Origin of the sequence: Bacillus sp. V2I10 (assembly GCF_030817055.1) — a bacterium.
Lineage (GTDB): Bacteria > Bacillota > Bacilli > Bacillales > Bacillaceae > Bacillus_P.
This window is the reverse complement of record NZ_JAUSYV010000001.1, coordinates 377,575-394,519: the sequence shown is the minus strand read 5'-3', so window position 1 is coordinate 394,519 and position 16,945 is coordinate 377,575. Positions and strand designations below refer to the sequence as shown.

Here is a 16,945-nt window from a genome sequence, read left to right as displayed (position 1 = left end):
CTGAAGCTCGTATGAATTCACTGAAATTTCACCCTCACCCTTATTTCTTTCAGTGAAGACAAAAACTCGGCATTTTGCCGAGCTAAAAAGAGGAAAACCTCTAGCAAAGCTAGAGGTTATTTTTTCACGTAATCAAGCGGATTTTTCAATTTTCCATTTTGATAAACTTCGAAGTGCAAATGAACACCGGTAGAACGTCCAGTAGATCCCATCACACCGATTTTCTGGCCTTGAGATACTGTTTGTCCTACTGAAACCGAAATAGAGTCTAAATGGGCGTAAACAGTTTTCATTCCATTGCCGTGATCAATCTCTACTTTATTTCCATACGCTCCAGAGTTTCCAGCTGAAACGATTTTTCCATTGTCTGCAGCTTTTATCGTACGATCGCTTGGACGGGCAATATCTATCCCTTTATGCATTTTCCCCCAGCGGGTTCCGAGCTTGCTTGAAACATAACCGCCTACAGCTGGCCATGCTAATGATCCATTTCCGCGAGAAGGAACAACTTTCGTGCCTTTGACGATAATTTCTTTTACTGGTTCAGTCAGTGTTTCATCTTTTGTTGTTTCACGTTTCACTTCATTGCCATTTTCTTTAAAAACAATATAATTTAACAGCTTTTGACCGTCTTTACCTTCTTGCTTCGTTTTCTTGTCGCCTTTGAACATAGAAGAATCTTCAATCACTTCTGTTTCATAGGCAATCGCTTCTTTCTTTGATACTTCTTCTTTTACAAGTACATTTGTAAATGGTTTATATTCTTTTACATTCAGTTCGTCTCCAGGCTTAATGATATCCTCATCTTTTAAGCTTGGATTCAGTGCAAGCAAATCTTCTAATGTAAGCTTATATTCAGCAGCTATTTTACTGAGTACATCTGTATCATTGACTTTATGCTTTTTCTCTTCAAGAGTTCCTTTTTCAAGAAGTTTTATGCCTTCCTCAGCAGTAATCAGCTTGTCGGGAGAAACTTTTTCTTCAGTTACTGAAACTTTATCAGATAAGGAAACGTCTAATATACGTGATTGGTTTTCTTTAATAGGCTGCAGAGGCACGTTGGATTTTTTCATCGTATCCAGCTGCTTTAAAACTTCCTCTGAAACATATTTGCCTTTAAATTTTTTTAATACGCTTTCGGCTTCTTCTTTGTTTTTGAAGTAAGCAACGTTTTTATCGTCTACTTTAATGGAAGCAGCTACTGCCACAACATCAAGTTCTGCATTCAGTTTATTTAACGTTTCATCATTATTCGAAATAGGGCGAAACATTTGTTCAGGGATGATTTCAATTTCTTCAACCGTTAATTGATAATCTTTATAGTTCTTTTTGGCCTCATCAATTTTCTGCTTTGAAAGGTCATCAATTAACTGCTGACTGTCTACTGTACCTGCTAGATCTCCACCTAAATAGACATGATAAACGGTTTCAAGATTTTCTTCTGCAGATGCAGATCCAATGCCAAATGACAGACCGCAAGCCATTGCGAAACTAAAAAAAGCCTTCTTCATTATGCTGTTTTTTGTATATTGAACGTTGTTTCCAACAAATCCATTTATGCGCTTAAACACGATTTAATTTCCTCCCAATTAACCACTGCTAAGTACTTTATCTATCATTTTATAAGCAAATAGTTCTATTTCGACAAAATTCTATTTTTTTACCACTATATTAAATTAGCATATTATCAGACAATTACCTAGTGATTTTGAAAAATGTAACATTTCTGTATTATTGGTGTCATAATTTACTGTTTCCTGTAAATATATGCCCATACAAGAAGAATTTTTCATGACAAAAAAGGCACAAAAATAAAAAAGACATGCATCCTAAAAGGATCATGTCTTTTTTGAGTGGCTCGGGACGGAATCGAACCGCCGACACAAGGATTTTCAGTCCTTTGCTCTACCGACTGAGCTACCGAGCCATGTTTAAGTATGAGGTAAAATGTTATGTAAAACGCTGTTTATTACCGGACCTTTATTATTATAATTCAAGGTTTGCGGAAATACAAGAAAATTTTCGAATAATAACGGCAGATTATTTAATTTGGCAGTACTTATCATGTCATATAGCCAATTTTAGAATTTTCACAGCCGAAACTGGAAAACTTTCATCCGTTTTTTTGATTTTTTCAGCTGATATTGAAAATCTTTCAGACTGTTTTGACCTTTTATCGGCCTAACTGCAAATTCCAGCCGCTCAAGTTATAAAAAAATCGAAAGGAGGCTAGCCCCTTTCGATCAGCTGCTTAGCTATATACGCTTCTTACAACGTTTGTTTGTGTTCTGTCAGGGCCCACTGAGAATACTGAAAGAGGGATGCCTGTAAGCTGTGATACACGCTCGATGTAATTGCGGGCATTTTGAGGAAGCTCACCAAGGTCGCGAACGCCTGTGATGTCTTCTGTCCAGCCTGGAAGCTCTTCATAGACAGGCTCGCAATCAGCTAATACTTTAAGGCTTGCAGGGAAAGATTCCATGATTTCACCTTTGTATTTGTATGCTGTACAGATCTTCAATGTTTCAATGCCAGTTAATACGTCAATAGAGTTTAATGATAAATCCGTAATTCCGCTTACGCGGCGTGCATGACGGACAACGACGCTGTCAAACCAGCCTACACGGCGTGCACGGCCTGTTGTTGTACCGTATTCACGGCCGACTTCACGGATTTGATGGCCAATTTCATTATCAAGTTCAGTTGGGAACGGGCCGTCACCAACCCGTGTTGTATATGCTTTAGAAACACCGACAACATGGTTGATTTTCGTTGGTCCTACACCAGAACCGATTGTAACTCCTCCCGCTACCGGGTTTGAAGAAGTAACAAATGGATACGTACCCTGATCGATATCAAGCATAACACCCTGGGCACCTTCAAATAATACACGTCTGCCGCCGTCAAGAGCATCGTTCAATACAACAGCTGTGTCACAAACGTACTGCTTGAACTGCTGACCGTACTCATAGTACTCATCAAGGATTTCATCAATCGTGAATCCTTCTGTCTCGTAGTACTTTTCAAGCATGCGGTTCTTTTCTTCAAGGTTTCTAGTTAATTTTTCTTCAAAAGCTTCACGGTCTAATAAGTCAGCGATGCGGATTCCTACGCGTGCTGCTTTGTCCATGTAAGCAGGGCCGATCCCTTTTTTCGTTGTACCGATTTTATTGGCGCCTTTGCGTTCTTCTTCTACTTCATCAAGCTTTAAATGATAAGGAAGGATTACATGTGCTCGATTGCTGATGCGAAGATTGTCTGTGCTGACTCCGCGCTCGTGAAGATAAGCAAGCTCCGTAATTAGAGCTTTCGGGTCTACTACCATTCCATTGCCGATTACACAGGTCTTTTCACTGTAAAAGATACCTGATGGAATTAAGTGGAGCTTATATGTTTCACCGTTAAATTTAATCGTATGTCCAGCGTTATTCCCGCCTTGATAACGAGCGATAACCTCTGCATTTTCTGAAAGGAAGTCGGTAATCTTTCCTTTACCTTCATCTCCCCATTGTGTTCCAACAACTACTACTGAAGACATTAATGTGCACCTCCGTTTTTTTTCAACTCTTTCTCTTTTCGCACTATCAAACAAGCTAATTTTACCTGAAAACTTAGCTCAAGTCAACGAAAAGACGAACGTTAATGAGATTACAATTTCATTTCGTTCGTAATAAGACCTGAAAAAATAAAATAACATACCATCTTCACATAGAGTTCCCCTAATTAAGGGTTTCATTCTTAACGGTAAAGGGTTAAAGTCTTCAAAAAAAAGAGCCGTCTTTATGAAGACAGCCTAAGCACCTGGCGGAACGCCGGCATCATCGAATCGCCGTTCCAAGTTTACGAATTTATTGTATTCTTTTACGAAAGCAAGACTGACCGTACCGACTGGACCGTTACGCTGTTTTGCAATGATGATTTCGATGATATTTTTATTTTCGGATTCCTTATCGTAGTAATCATCACGATATAAGAAAGCAACAATATCCGCATCCTGCTCGATACTTCCTGATTCACGGATATCTGACATCATAGGACGCTTGTCCTGACGCTGCTCAACTCCGCGAGATAGCTGTGATAGGGCGATAACAGGCACTTTTAATTCCCTTGCCAGGGACTTAAGTGTCCGTGAAATTTCAGATACTTCCTGCTGGCGGTTATCTTTATTTCGTCCGCTTCCCTGAATCAGCTGCAGGTAGTCAATCAGAATCATCCCAAGACCGCTTTCCTGTTTGAGGCGGCGGCATTTTGCACGGATTTCACTTACCCGGATGCCTGGAGTATCATCTATAAATATACCCGAATCCGACAAGCTTCCCATCGCCATGGTAAGCTTTCCCCAGTCTTCCGGAGTTAAGTTGCCGGTACGCAAATTCTGTGCATTAATGTTGCCTTCCGCACAAAGCATCCTCATGACGAGCTGATCTGCCCCCATCTCGAGACTGAAGATCGCAACGTTCTCATCTGTTTTCGTTGCCACGTTTTGCGCGATATTCAAGGCAAAAGCGGTCTTACCGACAGAAGGACGGGCAGCTACAATAATCAGATCATTTCGCTGAAAACCGGCTGTCATTCTGTCGAGCTCCGTAAAGCCCGTGGCAATTCCAGTGATGTCCCCTTTTCTTGTGTGGAGCAATTCAATGTTATCGTACGTTTGAACAAGAACATCTTTAATATTCTGGAAAGCTCCGGCGTTTTTCCGCTGTGAAACCTCCATAATGTTTTTCTCGGCTTCATTTAATAAAACATCTACTTCATCTTCACGGGAATAACCGTCTTGAGCAATCGTTGTAGCTGTTCGGATCAATCTCCGCAAAATCGACTTCTCTTCTACGATTCTACCGTAATATTCGATATTGGCAGCAGTCGGAACCGCATTTGCCAGATCACTTAAATAAGATACTCCGCCGATTTCCTCTAATAAATTGGCATCAGCAAGCTCAGAGGTTACTGTTACTAAGTCAACAGGCTCCCCTTTATCCGCAAGCTTCAGCATCACATTGTAAATCTTTTGATGAGATGCTCTGTAAAAATCTTCTGGAATCAAAATTTCAGAAGCGGTGATTAAAGATGCGGGTTCTAGAAAAATCGCTCCGAGTACAGCTTGCTCCGCCTCAATATTTTGTGGAGGAATCCGATCATCAAACATTTCATTCATGATGATCACCGTCCTTATCATTTAATTAGAAAAGCGCGAGCGCCTAAGGTCAGCTCCGGCAGGCAGATCCATTCTGACCGAGGAGTTAGGCGCTGCAGCTAGACATGGATGAACAAAAAGTTATACTTCTCTATAATAGGAAAAAATGTGATGATGCGAAAAGAAGCAGCATCCATTCACACATCACATTTTTTATACTGATTATTTTTGTTCTGTTACGTGCACTTTAACAGTTGCTGTTACCTCCGGATGCAGTTTTACAGGTACATTTGTATAGCCTAAAGCACGGATCGCATCCGGCAGGTCAATTTTTCGTTTATCAACTTTATGGCCATGTGATTTCAGAAGCTCATCAGCGATTTGCTTGCTTGTAATGGATCCGAATAAACGGCCGCCATCTCCTGATTTCGCCTTAAGTTCAACCGTTAAGTTTTCAAGCGTTTCTTTTAGTTCAACCGATTTTGCAAGCTCTGCAGCCGCTTCTTTTTCTTCTTTTTTCTTTTGACCTTGAAGCTTGCTGATTTCTGCCTGATTGGCTTCAATCGCAAGTCCCTGCTTAATTAAAAAGTTATGTGCGTAGCCGTCAGCTACATTTTTAACTTCTCCTTTTTTCCCTTTACCTTTTACATCTTTTAAGAAAATAACTTTCACGACTTAGTTCCTCCTTCTAAATACTCTTCGATCGTATGTTTTAATCTTTCTTCTGCTTCAAGCAGCGATACATGTTCAAGCTGTGTAGCCGCATTTGTGAGGTGACCTCCGCCGTCTAAAGCTTCCATGATCAACTGCACATTGATATCCCCAAGGGAACGGGCACTGATGCCGATTGTGTGCTCGTTTCTTCTCGCAAGAACGAATGACGCCACAACACCGCTCATTGCCAAGAGCGTATCTGCTGTTTGAGCAATGATGACCTGATCGAAATAGTCCTCTGAATCAGGATCTGATTTTGCAATGGCGATGCCATCTTTAAGCATGTTGGTATTTTGAATGATCTTTGACCGCTTTACATAATGATCAATATCTTCTCTCATAAATTTTTGCACAAGAATCGTGTCAGCCCCTTTAGATCTTAAATAGGAAGCTGCATCAAATGTACGGGAACCAGTTCTGAGAGTAAAGCTTTTAGTATCGACTATAATGCCCGCAAGCAAAGATGTGGCTTCAATCATGTTCATTTTCAGACGTTTGGTCTGATATTCCAGGAGTTCTGTCACAAGCTCTGCTGTTGAAGAAGCATATGGCTCCATGTAAACCAGCAATGGATCCTTAATAAACTCTTCCCCCCGGCGGTGATGATCAATGACCACAACGTTGTCCACTTTATTCAGCAGCTTTTCATCGATGACAAGTGAAGGCTTATGAGTATCCACAACAATCAGAACTGTGTCATCTGTAGAGATTTCCAAAGCTTCTTCTCTAGTTATAAAACGGGACCACAAATCAGAATGCTGCCTTACTTCCTGAATCAGCCGCTGCACGCCTGTATCAATCTCGTTTAGATCAAGAACGATAAAGCCTTCCTTTTCATTTACCTGAGCTACTTTCAGAATGCCGATGGCTGAGCCTATCGCATCCATATCAGGGTATTTATGTCCCATAATGATGACTTTGTCACTCTCTGAAATAATTTCAGTCAGCGCATGCGAGATCACTCTTGCACGCACTCTCGTTCTTTTTTCCATCGGATTCGTCTTGCCGCCATAAAACTTCACTTTTCCATTCGTCTGTTTAATGGCAACCTGATCTCCACCGCGTCCTAAAGCGAGATCAAGACTTGATTGAGCCAAATCCCCAAGCTCAGTAAGAGAAGGCACACCTGAGCCTATACCGATGCTCAGTGTAAGGGATATGTTTTGAACAGTTGTCTGTTCCCTAACTTCGTCAAGAATGGAAAACTTTCCTTTTTCAAGCTTTATTAAAATATTTTCATTGAGAATCGCCATAAACCGTTCTGATGACGTCCTTTTCAGAAAGATGCCGTAGTCTGTTGCCCATTTATTCAGCAAGGAGGTTACTTGACTATTAATTGTGCTTTTCGTCTGGTCATCCAAACCTTGAGTGACTTCATCGTAATTATCAAGAAAAATAAGAGCAAGAACGGTCCGCTCATCCTCATACTGCTTTTCAATTTCTATCTGCTCCGTAACATCAAAGAAGTACAGCAGTCTTTCCTCGCGCTTGATGATTACTTTAAACTTCCGTTCGTGAAGAGTTATGGTTTCTGTATCGACTTCCTGCTTCACAAGGGGCACAAGTGATTCGGCTACATCATACATGGACCTGCCGACCAATGTGTCTTCATGGAAACAGGATGTCAAAAACGGATTAGTCCATTCTATATGATAATGTTCGTTAAAAAGCATAATCCCTATAGGCATTTCCATTAAAGCTTCTTCGCCAACCCGCTTCAGACGGTAAGAGAGAGTCGAAATGTAGGTTTCCAATTCAACCTTCAGCTTTTTATCGGCTATTTTTAAAAGAAATAAGATCGCACCTAATAGAAAGACTCCGGCAACACCAATCATCCATTGATAATAAAAGATGATAATGATGGCAATCACAGTCAGGCCAATTAATGCAAATAGGGGATACCTGATAAACGGTTTTTCGTAAAAACTGGGCATTTTGTTTCAGCTCCTCAAACAACAGTGAAACATACGTAAGACAGCGGCTTACTCCTTCTGCGCACTGTATGAATCTAGTTTATGCGCCTTAGTGCTATTTCTTCACGCGGCCCCGCAAATTAAAAGCTAAATCAATTATACCTAAGATTCGCACAAGATACATCAGGATCGGCAGAATCAAAGAAAGAATGATTGCTATAACAGGTATGGCTTTCGAATAATTTTTCACATGACAGTAAAAGAAAATAAAAGAGAAGCCTTGTACCACTAACAGCACCTGGAGAACAAACAGCAGATTTACAGCAGCAATATATAGAAAGCTGCCTGTATCCAAATTTAAAAAGAATAAAAAACTGACAATCAAGTAATACCAGACAATGCTTGACGGCAGCTTCCACTCTCTGAATGGCTTTAGCGGCACAAGCTGGATTTTCAGCCTTTTAAGAACAGGAATGGTTACAGCATGAGACAGTAAGGCAAAGATAAATGAAACACTTACAAGCAAACTTGGAATTAAGTAGCCTATATATTTCATTTGTTCTTCTAATTGATTAATCGCTGCTTCATTTGCTTCCTGACCAATTGCAGCCATCATTGACTTTGCCATATCAATCGTTTCGTCCATGCTGCCTGTCGCTTCTTCAATTGGATCGATTTGAAAAAATGCCACAGAGGCTGCATACATGACGACAAAGCTGATGAGAAAGGCAATTGTGCCCCCGATCAAAGCGCCTGCCGTTTGCCTCTTCTGATAAAAGTAACCCATCACGATTCCGCTCAGGGCATATGTTAAAGTTAATGGCAAAGCAAACAAAGAACCAACTATCAATGTAATGAAGATAGAAGCGGCCATTAAAGTGACAGCAGCTTTAATCCCATGTCTCACCGTATAAAGAATAAACGGCAATGGCAAAAAGACCATTAAAAATGCCCCAAACAGCGGCAGATAAAGTGTCATTAATGTTAATACAGTAAAGAGCGCAAGTAATATCGCACCTTCTGTCAGTATGTTAACCCGTTTCACTGTTTCACCTCTTTTATACTTCCAAGCTTATTTTAAATGAACCGTGTGTGACAAATCAAATGGTTGGATAAAGAGTAAATAAAAAAGCAGCAAGGAATCCTCACTGCCTTTTTCATCTTACTATTCGCCAGATACGTATGGAAGTAAAGCCATTTGACGAGAGCGTTTAATAGCAATCGTTAATTTACGTTGGTATTTAGCGCTTGTTCCTGTTACACGACGAGGTAAGATTTTACCACGCTCAGAAACGAATTTTTTAAGCAAATCTACATCTTTGTAATCGATGTTAGTGATTCCGTGTGCAGTGAAGTAGCACACTTTACGACGTTTTGCACGTCCACCTTTGCGTCCGCCTGCCATAGTTTTTTCCTCCTTCCATTATGAAATGCACGTACTATATGTTTTAAAACGGTAAGTCATCATCAGAGATATCAATCGGCTTTCCATCATTAGCGAATGGATCGTCATCAAAGTTCGAACGGCCTTGATTACGCTGATTCTGATTTTGATTTTGATTTTGGTTTTGGCTGAATGGATTTTGCTGACCGCCTTGTCCACCTTGGCCGCCGCCATAATAATTGTTGTTTCCGCCACCGCCGCCGCTGTTTCCACTGCCGCTTTTAGGTTCAAGAAACTGTACGCTTTCTGCAACCACTTCGGTTACATAAACACGTTTGCCAGTCTGGTCTTCATAGCTGCGTGATTGCAGACGTCCATCTACTCCTGCCAAACTTCCTTTTTTAAGGAAATTTGCAACATTTTCTGCCGGACGGCGCCATACGACACAGTTTATGAAGTCCGCTTCTCTTTCACCCTGCTGGTTTGTGAAGGAACGGTTTACAGCTAATGTAAAAGTAGCAACTGCAGCTCCAGCTGGTGTGTAGCGCAGTTCTGGATCTTTTGTTAGTCTGCCGACTAAAACAACCCGATTCATCATCAGAATCATCCTTTTTTAAAGATATCTAATCTATATGAATTACACTTCTTTTCTAGTTACCATGTGACGCATGATGTCTTCGTTGATTTTCGCTAAGCGGTCAAATTCTTGAACAGCTTCCGGCTTTGATGCAACTTGAAGAAGCATGTAGTAACCGTCACGCAAATCGTTGATTTCATAAGCAAGGCGACGTTTGCCCCACTCTTTTGTTTCTTCAACTTCCGCACCATTGTCAGCTAAAATTGTGTTGAAACGCTCAACTAGAGCTTTTTTAGCCTCATCTTCAATGTTTGGACGGATGATATACATGATTTCGTATTTATTCATCTCTTACACCTCCTTTTGGTCTAAACGGCCCTAAACGGGCAAGGAGCAATTAAACAATTCAATTACTCACAAGTTTAAATTATAGCAAACAAAACGACTTTAGGCAACCAAATTAAACATTAAAACGGAAATGGATAACGTCGCCATCTTTTACGATGTACTCTTTTCCTTCTAAACGCACTTTCCCGGCTTCACGTGCAGCTCCCATTGTTCCTGCATTCAGCAGATCTTCATAGGAAACTGTTTCAGCACGGATAAATCCGCGTTCGAAGTCAGAGTGAATAACGCCGGCACACTGCGGAGCCTTCATTCCTTTTTTGAAAGTCCACGCGCGGACTTCCTGTACACCCGCTGTAAAATAAGTCGCAAGACCTAGAAGATTGTATGAAGCTTTAATAAGCTGATCAAGACCTGATTCTTCAATGCCAAGTTCTTCAAGGAACATTTCTTTTTCCTCTCCATCAAGTTCGGCAATTTCGGATTCAATCTTCGCACATACAACAATGACTTCAGCTTTTTCATTCGCAGCGAATTCGCGAACTGCTTTTACATATTCATTGTTTGAAGCATCAGCCACTTCATCTTCAGAGACATTAGCTACATACAAAACAGGTTTGCTTGTCAGCAAATGAAGATGCTTAACAATTTTCATCTGTTCATCTGTGAATTCCACAGAGCGGGCCGGTTTGTCGTTTTCGAATGCATCTTTCAGCATTAACAGAACCTCGTGCTCATAAACAGCATCTTTATCTTTTTGCTTAGCAAGCTTGCCGACACGCTCAATACGCTTGTCTACAGACTCTAAATCCGCTAAAATCAACTCAAGATTGATTGTCTCAACATCATCAATCGGATCTACTTTTCCTGAAACGTGAGTAATGTTGTCGTCTGCAAAACAGCGCACAACGTGACAAATGGCATCTACTTGACGAATATGTGAAAGAAACTTGTTTCCAAGTCCTTCTCCTTTACTTGCACCCTTAACAATCCCTGCAATATCCGTAAATTCAAACGCAGTAGGAACTGTTTTCTTTGGTTTTACAAGATCTGTAAGCTTTTGAAGACGCTCATCCGGCACTTCTACAATCCCTACGTTAGGGTCAATTGTACAAAATGGGTAGTTTGCTGATTCAGCACCAGCCTGTGTAATGGCGTTAAAAAGCGTTGACTTCCCTACGTTCGGAAGTCCAACAATACCAGCGGTTAAAGCCATGGTTATTTCCACTCCTCTATATGAACAATATATAATCGATTAATCCGTTTACTGTTATCTAACCAATCTTCAACAATTATAGATACTAACGCATGAAATGACAAGCTTAAGAGGGGAAGTCTTTCATGGTAAAAGTTCATTTTTACTCATTAAAAAAAGGGGAAAACCAAACGAAAATCAAGGTTTTCTCCCTAAATAAACCAATTTAAAGCCATAAAACAGTTATTCTTCATGCTTGACTAATCTTTTTTTCATTTTCCGGGCAAATTCTCTTCTTGGAATCATCACACTGTGAGCACAGCCTTCGCATTTTATGCGGATATCCATGCCCATTCTAATGATTTTCCAGCGATTCACACCGCATGGATGAGGTTTTTTCATTTCGACAACGTCATTTATGCCAAATTCCTTGTCCACTATTCACTCATCCTTTCCTTTTGTTTAGCACCTTCATCCTGTCTTGTATACATGACCATGCGAGGGTATGGAATTTCAATGCCATGCTCATCAAGTCTCATCTTAATTTCTTTTCTCAGCACACGCGATATGTGAAAGTGCTTCATAGGAAGGACCTCACTGACTACACGCAAGACAACTTCCGATGGTCCCAGGTTTTGCACGCCAAGCAATTCAGGCGGTGCAACCATTTCTTCATACTTATCCGGCAGCTCGAGCAATAAATCTTCAATGACTCTTTCCGCTTTTGGAATATCCCCTTCATAGGCAATACTGACATCTACAAAAGCGACGCTGTTATTGACGGAGAAATTAGTCACTTCCGTAATATTTCCGTTTGGCAGAATATTGATTTCTCCTGTCCAGCTCTTGATCTTAGTCGTGCGAAGTCCAATTTCTTCAACGGTTCCTTCAAATTGGCCGACACGAATCATGTCACCAACTGAAAACTGATCTTCAAAAATAATGAAGAATCCTGTAATGATGTCTCTGACAAGATTTTGTGCACCGAATCCGACTGCGAGCCCGACAATTCCCGCTCCAGCGAGCAGAGCCTTTACATCAAAGCTTAATGTCTCAAGGATCATCAGCAGGGCAACAAAATAAACGAGGTACGTTAAAATGTTATCGAGCAGCTTGACCAGCGTATTTTCTCTCCGCTCTGAAATGCGGAGCGGTGACTTTGTTCTCAGTAAGAAAAATTTTCCAATGACTGCATTTCCGACTCGAATAAGGATCGTTGAAAGGATCATAATGCCAATAATCTTCAGCAGTCCTAGTCCAAAGTTCAGCCAGAGATCTTCGTTTAGAAGAGAGGCACCCATTTTATCTATAAGCTTATTTATAAAATCCACATCAGATCAACCTTTCCTTTAGAAAGAATTACACGCTGCATTCATAAAGATAGGTTTTATTTTAACAACTTTTCTAAGCAATTTACAGTGCTTAGCAAAAACTCTTATTATCTCTTAAATATGTATAGATTTCTATATTCTTCCGTATACTGTTACTACTATATTGAAGGAGTGAAATGATGAATTTTAAATCTGGCTTTTTAAAACCGCAGCGAGACCGAATTTATTATGAAGATGACCATGCGGCTGAACATTTATCATCAGAAATAAAACTCCTTCTTTCTGTACGGAAACCCATCGTTGTCCTATGTATTGGAACAGACCGCTCAACCGGTGACTGTTTAGGCCCTTTAGTAGGCACTAAGCTTATCGATGCTGATCTCAAGCATTTCCATGTTTACGGAACACTTAAGCATCCTGTTCATGCAGTCAACCTTGAAGAAACCATTCAAGAAATAGAACGAACGTTCGATAACCCTTTTATCCTTGCGATTGATGCCTGCTTGGGAAGACTGAAAAGTGTGGGGACATTTCAGGTTGGATCAGGTCCAATCAAGCCTGGTGCAGGTGTAAACAAGGTGCTTCCCGAGGTAGGAGACATTCACATTAATGGAATTGTCAACGTCAGCGGGTTTATGGAATTCTTTGTATTGCAAAATACAAGACTGCATCTCGTTATGACAATGGCTTCTATTATTGCAGAAAGCATCATTCTGGCTGATCAGCAGATAGAACTTAATAAAATCCCTTTAAAGACGAAGACCTCCTGGCTTGATCATGCTAAGGATGCAAACTTCAATTAAACAAATTTCATTAAAACAATAATGACTGCAACAACTGCCAGGCTTGGGAGCAGGTTTGCTACACGAATGGCTTTTATAGCAAGCATATTGATTCCAATGGCAAAGATCAGTATCCCGCCAACAGCCGTAATCTCTGAGATCAAATCCTCAAGTAAAGATTCCGGTACATACTGATGAATCACATTCGCAAATAAAGCGATGCCTCCTTCATATATGAAAACAGGAACCGCTGAAAGAAGAACACCGATGCCAAGCGTACTTGAAAGAACCATGCTCGTAAAGCCATCAATCATCGACTTTGTGTACAAAATATCATGATCCTGTCTCAATCCGCTATCAAGTGATCCCAAAATTGCCATTGCACCAATGACAAAAATAAGGGTAGCGGATACAAAGCCTTGTGCAAAATCCCCGGTTTGATTTCTGCTCAGTTTTTTCTCAAGCCAGTGTCCCACCTGATGCAGCATCTTTTCAATATCAATGGCTTCTCCAATGACCGCCCCAAAAACAAGACTGATAATCACGATAAACAGCTGTTCACTTTCCAGTGCCATATCAAGGCCTAATATCATGACAAAAAGACCTATGCCAGTCATAACCGTCTGTTTCATAGATTCTGGTATTCTGCGAAGCAATAAACCTAATAGGGAACCTATGATAATTCCAGCTGCATTTACTAAACTTCCTAATAATACCACTTTAATCCCTCTCTCTATTTATAAGGCGCAAGCCCCTTGGTCAACTTCGGCAGGCAGACAGAGATCCGCCAGAAAATGGCGGATCCTTTCTGACCGAGATGTTAGGTGCTGAAGCTGCTTTTTTCAAAACATAAAAAGAAGCCATCTATGCTGCAAGATGGCCGCTTAAGATGATTGCTCAGCTTCAAGCAACTCTAAAATTCTTTCCAGATCCTCTTTTGAAAAAAATTCAATTTCAATTTTTCCTTTTTTCTTCTGTTGCTTAATCGTAACAGAAGTGCCAAAATACTCACGCAAGTAGGATTCTCTTTCTTTAATGAAAATGTCCTGACTGCCAGCATTCTTTTTCGTTTCACGTGGAACATTTTCGTTTAGCTGCTGAACAAGAAGCTCAACTTGGCGGACATTAAGCTGTTCTTTCATGATTTTGTCCGCTAAGGCTTTTAGCTTGTCTTTTTTCTTCAGCCCGAGCAGTGTTCTGCCATGACCCATTGAAATCTTTCCTTCAGAAATAAGAGTTTGAATGGTTTCAGGAAGAGACAATAATCTTAGATGATTCGCTATATGCGGTCTGCTTTTCCCTAGACGTCTTGCAAGCTCTTCTTGTGTAATATGCAAGTGATCAAGCAAAGCCTGGTAAGCTCCCGCTTCTTCGATTGGAGATAAGTCTTCGCGCTGCAGATTTTCAAGAAGCGCAAGCTCCATCATCTGCTGCTCTGTTAGCTCTCTGATGACAGCTGGCACAACATGAAGGCCCGCTGCTTTCGCTGCACGGAAACGGCGCTCACCTACGACAATCTCATAGCCTTTAATACTCTTACGCACAATGATTGGCTGAAGGATACCATGCTGAAGGATGGACTCTTTCAGTTCTTCAATCGCTCCTGGCAAAAATGTTTTGCGGGGCTGATAGGGATTTGGACGCAGATCTTTAATTTTAATTTCCTGCAGTGTTTCGTCATTGCTTACTTCCATATTCGTAAACAAAGCATTGATTCCTTTACCTAACCCTTTAGCCATTTACAACCACTTCCTTTGCCAATTCTAAGTATACGTCAGCGCCCCTTGAGCGCGGGTCATAAATAATAATCGGCTGTCCATGACTTGGTGCTTCGCTTAAACGGACGTTTCTGGGGATAATTGTTTTATATACTTTGTCGCGAAAATATTTTTTGACTTCTTCAATAACCTGAATTCCTAAATTGGTTCGTGCATCAAGCATTGTTAAAAGAACGCCTTCTATCATTAAATCGGTATTTAAATGTTTTTGAACTAATCGCACAGTATTCAGCAGCTGACTCAATCCTTCAAGTGCATAATACTCGCATTGAACTGGAATAAGCACGGCATCTGAAGCTGTTAAAGCATTGATTGTCAGCAATCCTAAAGAGGGAGGACAGTCAATAATCATATAGTCATAATTATGTTTTACTTTTTCAAGCGCACGTTTCAGACGGACTTCTCTAGAAATGGTTGGCACAAGTTCAATTTCGGCACCTGCCAGCTGGATAGTGGCCGGAATTGCATCCAAATTTTCGACAGCAGTTGGCTTAATGACTTCTGTTACATCAACATCATCAACTAAAATATCATAAACACAATGTTCAACATCGGCTTTTTCTATTCCTATACCACTTGTCGCATTTCCTTGTGGGTCAACATCGACGAGAAGAACTCGTTTTCCTATATATGCTAAGCACGCACCAAGATTAACGGAAGTTGTCGTTTTGCCGACTCCGCCTTTCTGGTTCGCAATGGCAATAATTTTCCCCACAATGTCACCTGCTTTCACTAAACATGAACTCTATCATGCTCTCTATTTTATCATGAAACTTTCCCAATGGTTTGAACTTTTTTGCAATTTGTAAAAATGCACCTTGACCGGAAATCTCGAAATCTATGAAACTTCAAAAAGAAAAAGCCCTCTGCTGAATTTGCAGAGAGCTACTTTGGAATTTTTATAGTGAATTGAATGTATTCTTCAAATTCTTCTTCTTCAGCATTTATTTTTACGCCAGTGTCCGCTACCATTGTCAACGATTGACGGATGGTATTCATCGCAATACGGGTATCCCGGCTGAATGCTTTACGTTTTGGTTTTGCTTTTGGGCTGGTTTTCTCAAGCATTTTGACAACGCGGTCTTCTGTTTGTTTGACATTTAACTGCTTTTCAATGATTTCAGAGAGCAGTGTAATTTGCGGATCTGGTTTTTTTAAAGGAATGAGTGCTCTTGCATGTCTCTCTGTTATTTTCTTTTGGAGCAATGCATCCTGAACTTCCTGAGGCAGCTTTAAAAGCCTAAGCTTATTGGCAATTGTGGACTGTCCTTTGCCGAGACGCTGGGCAAGGGCCTCTTGGGTCAAATCGTGAAGCTCCAGCAGCTTTGCATATGCAACAGCTTCTTCAATCGCTGAAAGTTCCTCGCGCTGAAGGTTCTCAATTAAAGCAACAGAAGCTGTTTCTGTGTCGTTGAAATCCTTCACAATTGCTGGGATTGTTTCCCATCCTAGTTTTTGGACCGCTCTATACCGTCTTTCCCCGGCAATAATTTCATATCTTCCATCAACCTGACGTACAACAATCGGCTGAATAATCCCGTGCGTACGTATCGTAAGCGATAATTCTTCAATTTTTTCATCCGCGAAAACCGTACGGGGCTGAAAACGATTAGGCACGATTTCCTGCACGGAAATCTTCTTTACCTCATCAAATACTGAATCATCAATCTCTTCTGTTTCAATTACTGCTGTTTTTTCTGCTGTATCTTCTTTTTCTCCCAAACCGAAAAAACGAGAGAATGGATGCTTCATGAGCCTACACCACCTTTAGAAACTGCCATCATATTAA

Annotated in this window: 17 protein-coding genes and 1 tRNA gene; 1 reads left to right on the top strand and 17 read right to left on the bottom strand. The window is 40.7% G+C overall.

The genetic code is table 11. From position 1 onward, the window contains the following. Window positions 1-116: 116 nt before the first annotated feature. The 13 genes from QFZ72_RS02185 to QFZ72_RS02125 form a co-directional block, all read right to left on the bottom strand. Window positions 117-1,571 (bottom strand): M23 family metallopeptidase, encoded by a 1,455-nt coding sequence (locus tag QFZ72_RS02185; protein WP_307428838.1) that lies wholly within the window; start codon window positions 1,569-1,571, stop codon window positions 117-119. Window positions 1,572-1,854: 283 nt separating this feature from the next. After that, window positions 1,855-1,927, bottom strand: a tRNA-Phe gene (locus QFZ72_RS02180). Window positions 1,928-2,251: 324 nt separating this feature from the next. Next, window positions 2,252-3,538, bottom strand: coding sequence for an adenylosuccinate synthase (locus QFZ72_RS02175; RefSeq protein WP_307428836.1), 1,287 nt, complete (start codon window positions 3,536-3,538; stop codon window positions 2,252-2,254). Between the two features lie 255 nt (window positions 3,539-3,793). Then, on the bottom strand, window positions 3,794-5,158 hold the full coding sequence (gene dnaB, locus QFZ72_RS02170; RefSeq protein WP_070878898.1) for a replicative DNA helicase: 1,365 nt from the start codon (window positions 5,156-5,158) through the stop codon (window positions 3,794-3,796). Window positions 5,159-5,359: 201 nt separating this feature from the next. After that, entirely contained in the window at window positions 5,360-5,809 is a 450-nt protein-coding gene (gene rplI / locus QFZ72_RS02165; RefSeq protein ID WP_307428829.1) for a 50S ribosomal protein L9, read from the bottom strand. Next, window positions 5,806-7,785 (bottom strand): DHH family phosphoesterase, encoded by a 1,980-nt coding sequence (locus QFZ72_RS02160; protein ID WP_307428828.1) that lies wholly within the window; start codon window positions 7,783-7,785, stop codon window positions 5,806-5,808. The genes rplI and QFZ72_RS02160 overlap by 4 nt, the downstream gene beginning before the upstream one ends. Before the next feature lie 94 nt (window positions 7,786-7,879). Continuing rightward, entirely contained in the window at window positions 7,880-8,809 is a 930-nt protein-coding gene (locus QFZ72_RS02155; RefSeq protein ID WP_307428825.1) for a YybS family protein, read from the bottom strand. 120 nt (window positions 8,810-8,929) lie between these two features. Then, window positions 8,930-9,169 carry a 30S ribosomal protein S18 gene (gene rpsR / locus QFZ72_RS02150; protein ID WP_223438823.1) on the bottom strand — a complete coding sequence of 80 codons (240 nt, stop codon included), beginning with the start codon at window positions 9,167-9,169 and terminating at the stop codon, window positions 8,930-8,932. Between the two features lie 43 nt (window positions 9,170-9,212). After that, window positions 9,213-9,746, bottom strand: a complete 534-nt coding sequence (ssb, locus tag QFZ72_RS02145) for a single-stranded DNA-binding protein (protein WP_307428821.1) — start codon at window positions 9,744-9,746, stop codon at window positions 9,213-9,215. A 39-nt stretch (window positions 9,747-9,785) separates the two neighbouring features. Continuing rightward, window positions 9,786-10,073 (bottom strand): 30S ribosomal protein S6, encoded by a 288-nt coding sequence (gene rpsF / locus QFZ72_RS02140; protein WP_252202942.1) that lies wholly within the window; start codon window positions 10,071-10,073, stop codon window positions 9,786-9,788. A gap of 112 nt (window positions 10,074-10,185) precedes the next feature. Beyond that, the gene (gene ychF / locus QFZ72_RS02135) at window positions 10,186-11,286 is read right to left on the bottom strand and encodes a redox-regulated ATPase YchF (RefSeq protein WP_191557523.1); all 1,101 of its coding nucleotides are present in this window, start codon (window positions 11,284-11,286) and stop codon (window positions 10,186-10,188) included. A 222-nt stretch (window positions 11,287-11,508) separates the two neighbouring features. Continuing rightward, the gene (locus QFZ72_RS02130; protein ID WP_307439547.1) at window positions 11,509-11,706 is read right to left on the bottom strand and encodes a DUF951 domain-containing protein; all 198 of its coding nucleotides are present in this window, start codon (window positions 11,704-11,706) and stop codon (window positions 11,509-11,511) included. Further along, entirely contained in the window at window positions 11,703-12,596 is an 894-nt protein-coding gene (locus QFZ72_RS02125) for a mechanosensitive ion channel family protein (RefSeq protein WP_373464395.1), read from the bottom strand. Before QFZ72_RS02125 ends, QFZ72_RS02130 begins: the two co-directional genes overlap by 4 nt. Window positions 12,597-12,775: 179 nt before the next feature. On the opposite strand from QFZ72_RS02125, the gene yyaC reads away from it, so the two are divergent. Continuing rightward, window positions 12,776-13,399 carry a spore protease YyaC gene (gene yyaC / locus QFZ72_RS02120; RefSeq protein ID WP_307428814.1) on the top strand — a complete coding sequence of 208 codons (624 nt, stop codon included), beginning with the start codon at window positions 12,776-12,778 and terminating at the stop codon, window positions 13,397-13,399. Here yyaC and QFZ72_RS02115 read toward each other — a convergent pair. From QFZ72_RS02115 to noc, 4 genes are all read right to left on the bottom strand, one after another. Beyond that, on the bottom strand, window positions 13,396-14,097 hold the full coding sequence (locus QFZ72_RS02115; RefSeq protein ID WP_307428811.1) for a DUF554 domain-containing protein: 702 nt from the start codon (window positions 14,095-14,097) through the stop codon (window positions 13,396-13,398). The two genes, yyaC and QFZ72_RS02115, sit on opposite strands and share 4 nt — an antisense overlap. Before the next feature lie 165 nt (window positions 14,098-14,262). After that, a complete protein-coding gene (locus tag QFZ72_RS02110; RefSeq protein WP_307428809.1) occupies window positions 14,263-15,117 on the bottom strand; it encodes a ParB/RepB/Spo0J family partition protein in 855 nt (284 codons plus the stop codon). Beyond that, window positions 15,110-15,871: a ParA family protein gene (locus QFZ72_RS02105; RefSeq protein WP_070878939.1), complete on the bottom strand. Its 762-nt coding sequence runs from the start codon at window positions 15,869-15,871 to the stop codon at window positions 15,110-15,112. Before QFZ72_RS02105 ends, QFZ72_RS02110 begins: the two co-directional genes overlap by 8 nt. Window positions 15,872-16,041: 170 nt before the next feature. Further along, a complete protein-coding gene (gene noc, locus QFZ72_RS02100; protein ID WP_307428804.1) occupies window positions 16,042-16,908 on the bottom strand; it encodes a nucleoid occlusion protein in 867 nt (288 codons plus the stop codon). Window positions 16,909-16,945: the final 37 nt, after the last annotated feature.

Excerpts from the sequence above, each read along its gene's own strand:
- QFZ72_RS02175 (WP_307428836.1), bottom strand. The coding sequence starts at position 3,538 with ATGTCTTCAGTAGTAGTTGTTGGAACACAATGGGGAGATGAAGGTAAA.
- dnaB (WP_070878898.1), bottom strand. The coding sequence starts at position 5,158 with ATGAATGAAATGTTTGATGATCGGATTCCTCCACAAAATATTGAGGCG.
- QFZ72_RS02160 (WP_307428828.1), bottom strand. The coding sequence starts at position 7,785 with ATGCCCAGTTTTTACGAAAAACCGTTTATCAGGTATCCCCTATTTGCA.
- rpsR (WP_223438823.1), bottom strand. The coding sequence starts at position 9,169 with ATGGCAGGCGGACGCAAAGGTGGACGTGCAAAACGTCGTAAAGTGTGC.
- ssb (WP_307428821.1), bottom strand. The coding sequence starts at position 9,746 with ATGATGAATCGGGTTGTTTTAGTCGGCAGACTAACAAAAGATCCAGAA.
- rpsF (WP_252202942.1), bottom strand. The coding sequence starts at position 10,073 with ATGAATAAATACGAAATCATGTATATCATCCGTCCAAACATTGAAGAT.
- ychF (WP_191557523.1), bottom strand. The coding sequence starts at position 11,286 with ATGGCTTTAACCGCTGGTATTGTTGGACTTCCGAACGTAGGGAAGTCA.
- yyaC (WP_307428814.1), top strand. The coding sequence starts at position 12,776 with ATGAATTTTAAATCTGGCTTTTTAAAACCGCAGCGAGACCGAATTTAT.
- QFZ72_RS02110 (WP_307428809.1), bottom strand. The coding sequence starts at position 15,117 with ATGGCTAAAGGGTTAGGTAAAGGAATCAATGCTTTGTTTACGAATATG.
- noc (WP_307428804.1), bottom strand. The coding sequence starts at position 16,908 with ATGAAGCATCCATTCTCTCGTTTTTTCGGTTTGGGAGAAAAAGAAGAT.